The sequence below is a fragment of the Pseudonocardia sp. P1 genome, assembly GCF_000178675.2.
Taxonomy (GTDB): Bacteria; Actinomycetota; Actinomycetes; order Mycobacteriales; family Pseudonocardiaceae; genus Pseudonocardia.
In genome coordinates, this window is sequence record NZ_ADUJ02000001.1 from 1,670,631 (window position 1) to 1,682,728 (window position 12,098).

Annotated in this window: 12 protein-coding genes; 5 read left to right on the plus strand and 7 right to left on the minus strand. The window is 76.0% G+C overall.

Going from position 1 to position 12,098, the window contains the following annotated elements; all coding sequences use genetic code 11:
- Window positions 1-148: 148 nt before the first annotated feature.
- The gene (locus PP1_RS07285; protein ID WP_010227028.1) at window positions 149-1,405 is read right to left on the minus strand and encodes an alpha/beta fold hydrolase; all 1,257 of its coding nucleotides are present in this window, start codon (window positions 1,403-1,405) and stop codon (window positions 149-151) included.
- Between the two features lie 74 nt (window positions 1,406-1,479).
- Window positions 1,480-2,733, minus strand: a complete 1,254-nt coding sequence (locus PP1_RS07290; RefSeq protein ID WP_010227027.1) for an MFS transporter — start codon at window positions 2,731-2,733, stop codon at window positions 1,480-1,482.
- A 68-nt stretch (window positions 2,734-2,801) separates the two neighbouring features.
- On the opposite strand from PP1_RS07290, the gene PP1_RS07295 reads away from it, so the two are divergent.
- Both PP1_RS07295 and PP1_RS07300 read left to right on the plus strand, forming a co-directional pair.
- Entirely contained in the window at window positions 2,802-3,701 is a 900-nt protein-coding gene (locus PP1_RS07295; RefSeq protein WP_249265957.1) for a LysR family transcriptional regulator, read from the plus strand.
- Between the two features lie 82 nt (window positions 3,702-3,783).
- Complete coding sequence (locus PP1_RS07300; protein WP_075314087.1) at window positions 3,784-4,548, plus strand: helical backbone metal receptor; 765 nt, start codon at window positions 3,784-3,786, stop codon at window positions 4,546-4,548.
- Window positions 4,549-4,958: 410 nt separating this feature from the next.
- On the opposite strand, the gene PP1_RS07305 is transcribed toward PP1_RS07300, so the two are convergent.
- The 5 genes from PP1_RS07305 to PP1_RS07325 form a co-directional block, all read right to left on the minus strand.
- The gene (locus PP1_RS07305) at window positions 4,959-6,278 is read right to left on the minus strand and encodes a PucR family transcriptional regulator (RefSeq protein ID WP_139323824.1); all 1,320 of its coding nucleotides are present in this window, start codon (window positions 6,276-6,278) and stop codon (window positions 4,959-4,961) included.
- Window positions 6,279-6,298: 20 nt separating this feature from the next.
- Entirely contained in the window at window positions 6,299-6,493 is a 195-nt protein-coding gene (locus PP1_RS07310) for a ferredoxin (protein ID WP_010236003.1), read from the minus strand.
- A gap of 1 nt (window position 6,494) precedes the next feature.
- Window positions 6,495-7,910: a fatty acid desaturase gene (locus PP1_RS07315; RefSeq protein WP_010236000.1), complete on the minus strand. Its 1,416-nt coding sequence runs from the start codon at window positions 7,908-7,910 to the stop codon at window positions 6,495-6,497.
- A gap of 173 nt (window positions 7,911-8,083) precedes the next feature.
- A complete protein-coding gene (locus tag PP1_RS07320; protein WP_010235997.1) occupies window positions 8,084-8,857 on the minus strand; it encodes an ABC transporter permease in 774 nt (257 codons plus the stop codon).
- Window positions 8,854-9,783: an ABC transporter ATP-binding protein gene (locus tag PP1_RS07325; protein ID WP_075314085.1), complete on the minus strand. Its 930-nt coding sequence runs from the start codon at window positions 9,781-9,783 to the stop codon at window positions 8,854-8,856. Before PP1_RS07325 ends, PP1_RS07320 begins: the two co-directional genes overlap by 4 nt.
- Window positions 9,784-9,897: 114 nt before the next feature.
- Here PP1_RS07325 and PP1_RS07330 point away from each other — a divergent pair, with 114 nt between their 5' ends.
- The 3 genes from PP1_RS07330 to PP1_RS07340 all read left to right on the plus strand — a co-directional run bounded on the left by PP1_RS07330 (window position 9,898) and on the right by PP1_RS07340 (window position 12,028).
- The gene (locus PP1_RS07330; RefSeq protein WP_010224197.1) at window positions 9,898-11,022 is read left to right on the plus strand and encodes a sensor histidine kinase; all 1,125 of its coding nucleotides are present in this window, start codon (window positions 9,898-9,900) and stop codon (window positions 11,020-11,022) included.
- Window positions 11,019-11,687 carry a response regulator gene (locus PP1_RS07335; protein ID WP_010224195.1) on the plus strand — a complete coding sequence of 223 codons (669 nt, stop codon included), beginning with the start codon at window positions 11,019-11,021 and terminating at the stop codon, window positions 11,685-11,687. The genes PP1_RS07330 and PP1_RS07335 overlap by 4 nt, the downstream gene beginning before the upstream one ends.
- 137 nt (window positions 11,688-11,824) lie before the next feature.
- Window positions 11,825-12,028, plus strand: a complete 204-nt coding sequence (locus PP1_RS07340; RefSeq protein WP_010224193.1) for a hypothetical protein — start codon at window positions 11,825-11,827, stop codon at window positions 12,026-12,028.
- Window positions 12,029-12,098 lie beyond the last annotated feature (70 nt).

Consider the following 12,098-nt stretch of genomic DNA (forward strand, 5'->3'; position numbering starts at 1 on the left):
CGCACGTGGGTTGCTGCTCCGGCAGGGTGACGGCGCGGACGCGGTTCCTTCCGGATCGGAAGCGTTGCCACCCGGAGCGCGGAGCGCTCCGCGGCGTGTCCGCGCGACACGTACGCCGGTCGGCGCAGCACCACACCGTCGTCCGGGGTCACACGTCCGATCGGGCGGCACACCGGCGGCCGGGGTCGATCCGGGTGTCGGCGCCGATCGCGGCCGTCAGCACCGGACCCAGTGTCGCCTGCATGCCACGGCGCGGGATCGCCGCCAGCCGCCCGGCGAGCCGGGGCAGCGCGCGGTGCGCCCCCGCCTCGACGACGTGCGCGACGTTCAGCGCGGCGAGGGAGTGGGTGTCCGTGGCGCTGTGCCCCTGACCCGCGAGCGGGACCAGGACGCCGTCCGGGAGCTCGGCGACGACCTGCTCGGCGACCGGTCGCGGGGTGCGCAGGTCCCGCTCACCGGAGATCACCGCCACCGGCCAGCCGAAGCCACGGCGCGCGGCCGCGAGATCGTGCGGCGCCGCGTGCCCGGTCCCGCCCGCCATGTCCCCGTAGGTGCGCTGGAGATCGAGCACCTCGCCGTCCGGCGGGACCCCGAAGCCCAGCTCGCCGACCCCGATCGGCCGGACCAGATCGCCGTCGAAGATCATCGGTTCCCTCCTGCCCGCCGACTCGCCCGCGCCCAGCCCGGCGATCCACGCCCAGGAACGGCGGGCGCCGCCCCGGACGCGTGCGGCGAGCAGCCGTTCCAGCCGGGCCGGCCCGGCGAACTCGTGCACGGTCCGTACGACGGAGGTGAGGTCGCGCGGGTCCTCCCCCGCCGCGGCGAGGGCCGCCACGTGCCGCGCGCTCCCCGCTGTCCGGGGATCGGCGCCGTCCCGGTAGAGCCGGCGCAGGTGGGCACGCAGCACGGGCACCGAGCCCGGCCCCGTGCTCGGTGAGTCGAGCACCATCGCGGCGACCCGCTCCGGGTGCCGCGCCCCGAACACCTGGGCCAGGTAGCTGCCGTAGGACGTGCCGAGGACGACCGCGCGGTCGACGCCGTTCGCGTCGAGGACCGCGGCGACGTCGTCGGCGGCGGCCGCGGTGGTGACGTCGCCGGTGGTGACGTCCTGCCCGGTGCCGTCGGTCCGGGAGAGCCCCACCCCGCGGTGCTCGACCATGATCACGTCGAGACCGCGGGCGACCGCCGCCTGCCGCAGCGCGTGGTACGGCAGCACACTCGCGAGCCCCGGGCCGCCCGGGAGGACGACGACCGGCGTCCGGTCCCCGCCCCGGGCACGGACCCAGGCCAGCGGGAGGACGCGACCGCCGTCGAGCGGCCGGTCCACCGTCCCGCCGTGCCGGGCCACCTGCTCACGTGCCGCCCGCTCCCGTACCTCGGCCGTCCGATCCCGTGTCCGTCCCACCCGTGCCTCCCCCTCGGCGCCGTCCCTTCCACCGTGGACGAACGGGACGCCGCGAGGGTTCCGGGGCGCCCGGGTCAGGCCGGTGCCGGGGTGCGCCGCAGGACCAGCGCGAGCGCGAGCGCACCGGCGAGCAGCACGCTGACGTAGCAGACCACGCCGGCCCAGCCGGCGTGGTCGTAGGCGATCCCGCCGACGGCCCCGCCCGCGCTCGAGCCCGCGTAGTAGCCGACCAGGTAGAGCGACGACGCCTGCGCCGGCACCGCGCCCGTCATCAGCGCGGAGCGGCGGCCCACCCAGCTGCTCGCGACCGAGTGCGCACCGAAGAAGCCGACCGTCACCATCACCAGTCCGGCGAGGACGGTGACCAGGAGGTCCGCCCAGGTCACCCAGATCCCGGCCAGCGCGACGAGGGTCGCCACCCAGAGCACCGGACGGCGGCCGAACCGGTCGCCCAGCAGCCCGGCCCGGGTGGACGCCCAGCTGCCGGCGAGGTAGCCGAGGAAGACCAGGCCCACCAGCGTCGCGGGCAGCGAGAACGGCGGTGCGAGCAGCCGGAAGCCCAGGAAGTTGTAGACGGTCACGAAGGCACCCATGAGCAGGAACGCCATCCCGAACAGGCTGAGCAGACCCGGGTCGGTGAGGTGACGGCGCAGCGGGCCGCCGAGGTCGCGCAGCCTCGTCCGGGGCGGCGTGGGTGCCGTCGCGGGCGGCAGGAGCAGCCGGAACGCGATCGTGGCGGCGACCGACACCGCGCCGACCGCGGCGAGCCCGGCCCGCCAGCCGCCGAGGTCCGACACCCAGGTCGCGATCAGCCGTCCGGAGAGCCCGCCGAGCGTGTTGCCGGCGATGAGCAGGCCGACCGCACCGCCGAGGTGCTTCGCCGCGACCTCGTGCGTCAGGTGCGCCATCGACAGCGCCGGGAGCGCGGCGAGCGTGACGCCCTGCAGGCCGCGGATCGCCACCAGCGACTCGAAGGTCGGCGCGAACGGGGCGAGCAGCGCCAGCACGGCGGAGACCCCGAGCGCCCAGGTCATGACCCGGGCCCGGCCCCAGGACTCGGTGACGGCGGACAGCGGGAGGACGGCGAGCGCGAGCGTCCCGGTCGTCGCGGACAGGACGAGGCTGGCCGTCGAGGACCCGACGCCGAACTCCGCCGACAGCGTCGGCAGGAGGCCCTGCACGCTGTAGACCAGCACGAACGTCGCCACCCCTGACAGCCACAGCGCCGCGCCGAGGCGCAGGAAGCCCGGCGTCCCACGCTCGTGCGGGGGCGCGAGGCGGGTGCCGGTCCCGGTGTCTCCGGTGGTGGGACGTTCGGTCGTTGTCATCGCACACGACCGTAGGCGCGGGTGGTCGCATGCGTCCAATGCATGGTTTCACCGGATATGATGCGGATGTGCATGAGTCGTTGGCGCCCGCGCTGCACCGGTTCGTCGCGGTCGCGCAGGACGGTCACCTGACGCGGGCGGCGGAGCGGATCGGCGTCCCGCAGCCCACGGTGTCGCGGGCGATCGCGCGGCTGGAGGACGAGCTCGGCGTCGCGCTGTTCCGCCGGGTCGGGCGCGGGCTGCGGCTCACCCCGGCCGGGCGGACGCTGCTGCCCCGTGCCGAGGCCGCGCTCGCCGAGCTGACCGCGGCCGCCGCGGAGCTCGCCGGTGACGCCGACCCCCGGACCGGGCGGGTCGCGTTCGGATTCCTCGGCACGCTCGGGACCGAGGTGGTGCCGCGGATCCTGCGCGGGTTCCGGGAGGCCCACCCGGGCGTCCGGATCGAGCTGGTGCAGAGCCGGCACGCGGTGCTGCTGGACCGGGTCCGGGAGGGCACCGTCGACCTGGCACTGACCTCGCCACTGCCCGACGAGCCCGGGCTCACCTCGACCGGCCTGGCCGAGGAGGAGCTGCGCCTGGTCGTGCCGGCCGGGCACCGCCTGTCGCGGCGGGTGGACGTCGATCTCGCCGAGGTCGCCGACGAGCCGTTCCTGCTGTTCGCGCGCGGTTACGGCCTGCACGGCACCGTGGAGGCGTGGTGCGAGGAAGCGGGCTTCCGGCCGCGCCGGGCCTTCGAGGGCGGCGAGACCGCGACGCTGCGGGGGCTCGCCGGTGCCGGTCTCGGCGTCGCGTTGCTGCCCCGCGGCCCGGACGCACCGGGGGTCGTCCAGCTCCCGGTCCGGTCACCGCGCACGGTCCGCACGCTCGGGATGGTGCACGCCGCGGGCGACCGGCCGACCGCGCCCGTGCGCGATCTGCGCGCCTTCGTCGCCGAGCACGGGCCGGGTCTGCTCGCGCACGGCGGCTGAGGACGCGGCCGGACCCCGCGCGGACGTTCGGAGGGCCCGGCGGGCCGGACGGTGCCCGGCCCGCCGGGTTACGGTCGTCGGCGTGAACCCGGTGATCGACGACGAGGGCCGCGAGCCGGCCGTCCCCGCCGAGGTGCGCCGGGTGGTGTCCCTGGTGCCGTCGCTGACCGAGGCCGTCGAGGCGACCGCGCCCGGCCTCGTCGTCGGGGCGACCGACTGGTGCACCCACCCGGCCGGCCTCGCCGCCGAGCGGGTGCGGGGCACCAAGAACCCGGACGTCGAGAAGATCGTCGCCCTCGCCCCCGACCTCGTCCTCGCCAACCAGGAGGAGAACCGCCTCCCGGACCTCGACGCGCTGCGCGACGCGGGCCTGCCGGTGTACGTCACCGACATCCGCGACGTCGACGGCGGGCTCGCCTCCCTCGGCCGGATGCTCGCCGCCTGCCGGCTCGCCGAGCCGGACTGGCTGCGCGAGGCACGAGAGCTGTGGGCCGCGATCGAGCCCGCGTCGCCGCGGCGCCGCGCCGTCGTCCCGATCTGGCGGAAGCCGTGGATGGCGGTCGGCTCGGACACCTTCACCGGCGCCGTCCTGGACCGGCTCGGGATCGGCAACGTCCTCGACGACTCCCCCGAGCGCTACCCGCGGTTCGACCCCGCCACGCTGCCCGAGCACGACCTGGTGGTCCTGCCCGACGAGCCGTACCTGTTCACCGCCGACGACGGCCCCGAGTCCTTCGACGCCCCGTCCGTGCTGGTCAGCGGACGGCTGCTGACCTGGTACGGGCCGAGCCTGGTCGAGGCGGCCCGGGAGCTGCCCGCGGCGTTCGGGCTCGCGGCGGGGCGGTAGGCGGAGCGGGCGGCGGAGCGGGCGGCGGAGCGGGCGGCGGAGCGGGCGGCGGATGCCTGAGCCGGCCCCGGGCGACGTGTCCCTGCCTCACGAGGGTGGTCCTTCTGCCGAATCGCTGCGTGAGGAAGCGATCTGACAGACATGGACCGCCCGGCCCGGCTCAGGCCGGCTTCCACGGGTACTTCCTTCCACCGAATCGCTTCCTCAGGAAGCGAATCTCCGGGGGCAGACCCCGTCGACCGTCCCCTCCCCTGCCCTCCGAGGTCGCCCCTCCACCGAATCGCTTCCTGAGGAAGCGATTCCCCGGAATACAGCCCCGGCAGGCCCGGCAGGCCCGGCAGGCCCGGCAGGCCCGGCAGGCCCGGCAGGCACCGCGTTCCGCGGAACGCGGCGGGTCCGGCCCGGCCGGCTCACCCGTGCAGGACCGCGGATCCCAGGACCCTGCAGGCCAGCAGGGCGACCTCGACGTCGACGCGCCCCTCGGCCAGCGGCCGTCCCAGCACCTCCTCGGCGCGGCGCACCCGGTACTGCACGGAGTTCCGGTGCAGGTGCAGCTCGGCGGCCGCGGCGGCGAGGCTGTTCCCGCCGCGCAGGTAGGCGGCGACGGTGTGACGGAGGCGCTCGTGCTGCTCGTCGTCGGCGGCCAGGCCGCCCAGGGTCTCGCGGACCCAGGCTCCGAGCAGGTCGGCATCGGCGCCGAGGAGCAGCAGCGGGCCGAGGTCCGCGGGGGTGGTCACCGGCCGGCGGGCGTCGGGGGCCGCGGCCGTCACGACCGACTGCACCTGCCGGGCCCGGCGGTGCGAACGGCGGAACCCGTCGAGGTCGCGGTCGGGGGTGCCGAGCGCGACGAGCACCCCCTCCGGCGCGGGCACGGCAGACGCACCGGCACTGGAGCCCGGGTCCGCGCAGGCGCCGGAGCTCGTGCCCGGGCCGGGGCCGGGGCCGGGGCCGGGGCCGGGGCCGGGGCCGGGGCCGGGGCCGGGGCCGGGGCCGGACGAGGCGTACCAGGCCCAGAGGGTCTCGCCGTCCGGTGCGACGACCAGCGGCGGCCGCGTGCACCCGAGCGCCTCGCCGACCGCGCCGACCGCCCGTTCCAGGGACCGGCCCGGATCGGTGGTGCCCGGCGCGGACCAGAACACGGCCGCGAGGTGGTCGCCGACGACCGGGTGCCCCAGTGCCGCCTCCACGTCGGCGACGGAGCCGCCCCGGCCGGCGAGGACGGCGTCGACCATGGCGAGCCGGGCCGCGTCGCGGCGGCGCACCCAGCCGTCCCGTTCGGCCTGGTGGACGGCGACCATCTCCTCCGAGACCCGGTCGACGTAGCCGAACGCCACGGCCGTCAGCTCCCGGACGGCAGTGGCGACCTCGCCGTCGGGCAGCCCGGAACCGGCGATCCGTCCGATCAGGACCTGCTGGAACGCGGCCTGCCCGAGCCGGTAGGCGCGCAGCAGCACGGTGACGGGGACGCCCTGCTGGGCGAGCCGGCGGGCCAGGCCGGACGCGGACGGCGGGATCGGCGCGTCGTCCGCGTCGCCGCCGCCGGTCAGGACGGCCAGGGCACCGTCGAGCGAGCCCTCGATCGTCCCGACCAGCAGCTCACGCACGCGCGGGTCGCGGCCCAGCTCCGGCAGGCCCGCGTCGATCTCGGTGAGGACGTGCGCGCCGAGCGGGCCCAGGTCGTCCCGCGCCGCCCGGGCGAGCCGGGCGAGGAGGTCGGTGACCGGGGGCACGTGCGGCACCGTAGCGCCGCTCAGGCCTCGTCGAGGCGCAGGGCCCGGGCCGGGCAGGCCCGGACGGCGGCGCCGACGTGCTCCCGGTCGGCCTCCGGCGGGTGCTCGTCGTGGACGACCACGACGTCGTCGTCCCCGATCGCGAAGTAGTCGTCGGCCATGGCCTCGCACATGCCGAAGCCCTCGCAGCCGGCGGTGTCGGCGACGATCCGCATCTCAGACCCCCTCGGCGTCGAGGGCGACGAAGTCGACCTTCTCGCGGACGCCGCAGTCCGGGCAGGTCCAGTCGTCGGGGATCTCCGACCAGGCGGTGCCCGCCGGGAAGCCCTCGGACTCGTGCCCGGCCGCGACCTCGTAGGTGTAGCCGCACCCGGGGCAGCGGGCGGCGGTGACGCCGTCGGCCTGCGCGCGGCGCGCGGTGTCGGCCCGGTCGTCCTCGACGGTCCCCTCCACCGGCGGCGGGTACGTGGCCAGCAGCCGCTCCCGCTTCGCGGGCTGGAGGTTCGCCAGCCGCAGGTCGCCGTCGTAGTGGGCGATCACCAGCGGGTCCATCAGCCGCCGGAACACCGGCGGCACGAGCGCGGCCAGCATCATCCCGGTGTAGCCGGTCGGCAGGACCGGGGCCTCGGGGAAGTCGCGCAGCGTCTGGAAGCGCCGGGTCGGGTTCGCGTGGTGGTCGGAGTGCCGCTGCAGGTGGTAGAGCAGCACGTTCGTGGCGATGTTGTTCGAGTTCCACGAGTGCGCCGGGGTGACCCGCTCGAAGCGGCGACGGTCCGGCGGGCCCACCCGCTGCCGCAGCATCCCGTAGTGCTCCATGTAGTTGACCAGCTCGAGCAGGGTGAACCCGACGACGGCCTGGACCAGCAGGTACGGCAGCACGACCCAGCCGAACAGCGCGACCAGCGCACCCCACAGGACGAGCGTCATCAGCCAGGCGTTGAGCACGTCGTTCCCGATCCGGTACGGGTGCCGGTCGCGGCGGGCGAAGCGCTTGCGCTCCAGCCGCCACGCGCTGGTCAGCGACCCGACCACGGTGCGCGGCCAGAACCGGTAGAAGCTCTCGCCCATCCGGGCCGACGCCGGGTCCTCCGGGGTGGAGACGCGGACGTGGTGGCCGCGGTTGTGCTCGACGTAGAAGTGGCCGTAGAAGCTCGGCGCGAGGGCGATCTTCGCCGCCCAGCGCTCGACGTCCTCGCGCTTGTGCCCGAGCTCGTGCGCGGTGTTGATCGCGACCCCGGCGACGGTGCCGAGGGTGACGGCCAGGCCGACGTCCCCGGCGAGCGGCGCCCCGGCGTCGGCGATGTACCACATCCCGGCGAACAGGCCCGCGTACTGCAGCGGCAGGTAGGCGTAGGTGACCCAGCGGTAGTAGCGGTCCTCCTCCAGCGCCTCCATCACCTCGTCCGGCGGGTTCGTCGGGTCGTGCCCGGCGAACAGGTCGATCGCCGGGACGATCAGCAGGACGACGACCGGGCCCAGCCACAGCACGGCGGACAGGTCGGTGAGCAGGTGCAGCCCGATCGCCAGGAACGGCAGGATCGGGACGACCAGGCCCAGCAGCCAGGCGTGGCGCTTGCCGTCGTGCCAGGTGTCCTCGCCGTTCACCGGTTCGGACAGTGCGTAGGTCTTCACGGCCGGTCTCCCTCGCGTCGGCTCTGACGGGATGTGCCGTGGAACGGTAGGAAGATCGCGGCCGGGATCCGACGGCGCCGGGAACGAAGATTCCCCGTGCTGTCGTGCCGGGAGCACAAGAGCCCGGCCGTCCCCCTCGTGACGGCCGGGCCCCGGTGCGGCTCACCCCGGGCTCACTCCCAGCGGAACCAGCGGACCGCGCCCAGCCCCGCGACGACGGCCGTCGCCACCATGCCGAGCACCGGCGCGAGCTCCGGTGGCACCCCGCGCCAGGCCGCGCCGAGCACCTGGACGGTCGCCCCGAACGGCAGCACGCGCCCGATGTCGGCGAGCGGCCCCGGCAGTGCCGAGGGGTCGCCGAACATGCCGCCGAGCACGCCGGTGCCGAGGAACAGCACGAGACCGGCGGCGATCGCCGAGTTGACCGTCGGGGCGATCGCCGCGACCAGCGCACCGACCGCGAAGAACGCCGCCGCGGCGAGCAGCAGGCCACCGGCCGCCACCCACGGCGACGACGGCATCCCCGCCCCGAACCCGGCGACCGCCACCATCACGGCGACACCGACCCCGGCCAGTGCCTGCACGACCCCGACGACCCCCTGCGCGACGAGCACGGGGACGGCGCCGGCGGGCGTGACGCCGAGCCGGCGCAGGACCCCGGTGCGGCGGTAGGTCGCGAGGAAGCTCGGCAGGTTCACGACCCCGACCAGGCCGATCACCGTGGCGGCCGCGATCGGGAGCCCGACCACCTCCAGCACCGTGCGGCCGCCCAGCTCCTGCGGCGGGACGTCCGGCGCGGTGAACCCGATCATGGCGAGGATCAGCAGCGGCAGTCCGAACGGGACGATCAGTCCCGCGGTGTCCCGGGCGACCATGCGTGCCTCCGCCCCGACGAGTGCGACCCACCCGGCGGCCGGGAGCCCCGGCCTGCGCGTCCCGGCGGTCATGCCGCGACCTCCGTCCCGGCAGCAGGCAGCGACCGGCCGGTCAGCTCCAGGAACGCGTCGTCGAGGGTGGGCCGGTCCTCCCGCAGCCCGGTCGCGACGACCCCCTGCCGCACCAGCTCGGCACCGATCGTGCCGAGCAGGTCCCCGTCGCCGTGCACGACGACCTCCTCCCCCACCCGGGTCAGCTCCCGCACCCCGGGCAGCGCCTGCAGCGCGGGCCGGTCGAACCCGCCGACCGTCCGGAACCGGACGCGCGCGGCGAGCCCGGCCGCGGCGACCAGGCCGGCCGGCGGCGCGTCGGCGACGACCCGGCCGCCGTCGAGCAGCAGCACCCGGTCGCAGAGCCGCTCCAGCTCGTCGGTGCGGTGGCTGACCAGCAGCACCGTCACGCCGTCGGCCGCCAGCTCCGCGACCAGGTCGAGCACGCCCTCCCGGGATCGCGGGTCCAGCCCGGTCGTGAGCTCGTCGAGGATCACCACCCGCGGCGCCCCGACGAGGGCGAGCGCCACCGACAGCCGTTGCTGCTGCCCGCCGGAGAGCCGGTCGAACCGGATGCCGGCCTGCTCCTCCAGCCCGACCGCGGCGATCAGCCGGGCGGGGTCGGCGCCGTCGCGGTGCAGCGCCCGGTGCATCCGGACCAGCTCGGTCACGGTGAGCATGTCGTGCAGCGCGGCCTGCTGCAGCTGCACGCCGAGCACCGCCCGGACCGCGCGGCGGTCACGCCACGGGTCGAGCCCCAGCACCCGGACGCTGCCGCGGTCCGGCCGCCGCAGGCCGGCGACGCACTCGACCGTCGTCGTCTTCCCCGCCCCGTTCGGACCCAGCACCCCGACCACGGAACCGGCGGGCACGCGGAAGCCGACCTCGTCGACCGCGACCCGGGCCCCGTAGCGTTTGTGCAGGTCGTGCACCTCGATCGCATCCATGGTGGAGGAGCCTGCCGCCGGGCGGGGGCTCGCCGTGAGTGCCGGACGTCGTGACCGCGGCCCATGACTTCCGGCACTGCGCCGCCGGTCACCGGCGCCCCTAGTCTGTCCGATATGCGCAGAGTCGACCCGAACGCCGTGGCCGGGGTGATCATGACCGTGCTCTGCGCCGTGCTCGCCGTCCCCGTCGCGCTGGAGCAGCTCGCCGACGACGGCGCCCGCACCGCGGGACCGCCGTGGCTCTGGTGGTCGGTCTACGCCGTCTTCTTCGCCGCGCTCGTGTTCGGGGGCTGGCTCGACGAGGTCGTCGGACCGCTCGTGACCCGGTACCTGCTCGCCGTGATGGTGGCCGCCGCCGCGGTGCTGGTGCTGCTCGCGCCGGGCTTCGGGTGGGTGCCGATCCTGCTGGTGTTCACGGCCGCGCTGTCGGTCTACCACGCTCCCCGGCGGGTCACCGGGGCGATCGTGCTGTTCAACGTCGGTGTCGTCGTCGGCGCCGGGCTCCTGGCCGGAACGCGGATCGCGGGCTCCCTCACCGCGGGGGTGATCTACCTGATGCTGCAGAGCGCGTCGGTGCTGCTCATCGTCGCCCTGCACCGCGAGGAGGCGTCCCGGCGGCGGCTCGCCGAGGCGCACGCCGAGCTGGCCGCGACCGGCGCCGCGCTCGCCGAGACCAGCCGCGTGCAGGAACGCCTGCGGATCGCCCGCGAGCTGCACGACCTCGTCGGGCACCAGCTCACCGCGCTGGCCCTGGAGCTGGAGGTCGCCACGCACCGCACCGACAACGCCGAGCACGTCGACCGTGCGCGGGGCATCGCGCGCGACCTGCTCGCCGACGTCCGGTCCACCGTCGGCGAGCTGCGCCGCCGCGCCCCCGACCTGGCCACCACGCTGCAGCGGATCGCCGCACAGCTGCCCAGCCCGGCCGTGCACGTGCGGATCGGCGACGACGTCACCGCCGACGAGGAGCGGACCATCGCGGTCGTCCGGTGCGTGCAGGAGATCCTCACCAACGCGATCCGGCACGCCGACGCGGGCAACGTCTGGATCGACGTCGAGGCCGCGCCGGACGGCGGGCTGCGCCTGCACGCCCGCGACGACGGCCGCGGCGCCGCCTCCGATCTCGTCCCCGGCAACGGCCTGCGCGGCCTCGCCGAGCGGGCCGCGGCACTCGGCGGGACCGTCGACTTCGGACCGGCCCGGCCGGGCGGGTTCGCGGTGACGGCGGTGCTGCCGTGACGGTGCGCGTGTGCCTGGTCGACGACCAGACCCTCGTCCGGCACGGCATCCGCAGCCTGCTCGGTCTCGCGGACGACGTCGAGGTCGTCGCCGAGGCGGGCGACGGGGCCGAGGGCGTGGCGATGGTCGTCGAGCACCGGCCGGACGTCGTGCTGCTGGACCTGCGGATGCCCCGCCACGACGGCATGTGGGCACTCGGCGAGCTCCGCGCCCGCGGCCTCGACGTCCCCGTCCTGGTGCTCACCACGTTCGACGACGACGAGCTCGTCCTGCAGGCCCTCCGCGCCGGGGCGCGGGGCTACCTGCTCAAGGACGTCACCCTGGAGCAGCTGGTCGGCGCGGTCCGCACGCTCGCCGCGGGCGGCACCCTGATCAGCCCGGCGATCACCGAGCGGCTGCTGCGCGCGGTGCACGGCGTGCCCGCCCCGCCCGACGACGGCGCCCCGCTGCAGGAGCTGTCCGGGCGGGAGCTGGAGGTGCTGAGGCTGCTGGCCGCCGGGTACGCGAACCGGGAGATCGCGCAGGTGCTCGTCCTCGCCGAGGGGACCGTCAAGAACCACGTCTCGAACGTGCTGCTCAAGCTGGGTACCCGCGACCGGACCCGGGCGGTGCTCCGGGCGTTGCACCACGGACTGCTCGATCCGGCCCCCGGCCGCCGGGATTAGAACTCCGGCACACGGGGTACGTCCCACCCGGAAGGGTGACATCACGAGGAGGTCGGCATGGGAGACAACGGGTTGCGGCACACGGTGGACGGGTTCGTGTGCGCCTGTGACCTGCTCCCCGGCGCCGGGACCGGCCGGTGACGCCGGACCTGGCCCGTGCCGCCGACGCGGTGACCCGGCTGGTCGAGGAACTCGGCCCGGGCACCTGCCACGACGCGGTCGCGACGGCCGTCCGGCAGGCCTGTGAGGACCTGCGCGGCAGTCCGGTGGGTGCCCTGCCCGAGCTGGTCGAGCGTCTGGCCCGGGTGCGGCTGTCGGCGCCGGTGCCCGTCGACGCCTGACGTGCGCGACCCCGGGGACGTCTCCGGGGGAACCCCGGTGTCCCGGAGCGGACCGCCGAGCATGATCGGG

Coding starts and splice junctions, on each gene's coding strand:
- PP1_RS07310 (WP_010236003.1), bottom strand. CDS start 6,493: ATGCGGATCGTCGCCGACACCGCCGGCTGCGAGGGCTTCGGCATGTGC.
- PP1_RS07325 (WP_075314085.1), bottom strand. CDS start 9,783: ATGGATGCGATCGAGGTGCACGACCTGCACAAACGCTACGGGGCCCGG.
- PP1_RS07330 (WP_010224197.1), top strand. CDS start 9,898: ATGCGCAGAGTCGACCCGAACGCCGTGGCCGGGGTGATCATGACCGTG.
- PP1_RS07290 (WP_010227027.1), bottom strand. CDS start 2,733: ATGACAACGACCGAACGTCCCACCACCGGAGACACCGGGACCGGCACC.
- PP1_RS07320 (WP_010235997.1), bottom strand. CDS start 8,857: ATGACCGCCGGGACGCGCAGGCCGGGGCTCCCGGCCGCCGGGTGGGTC.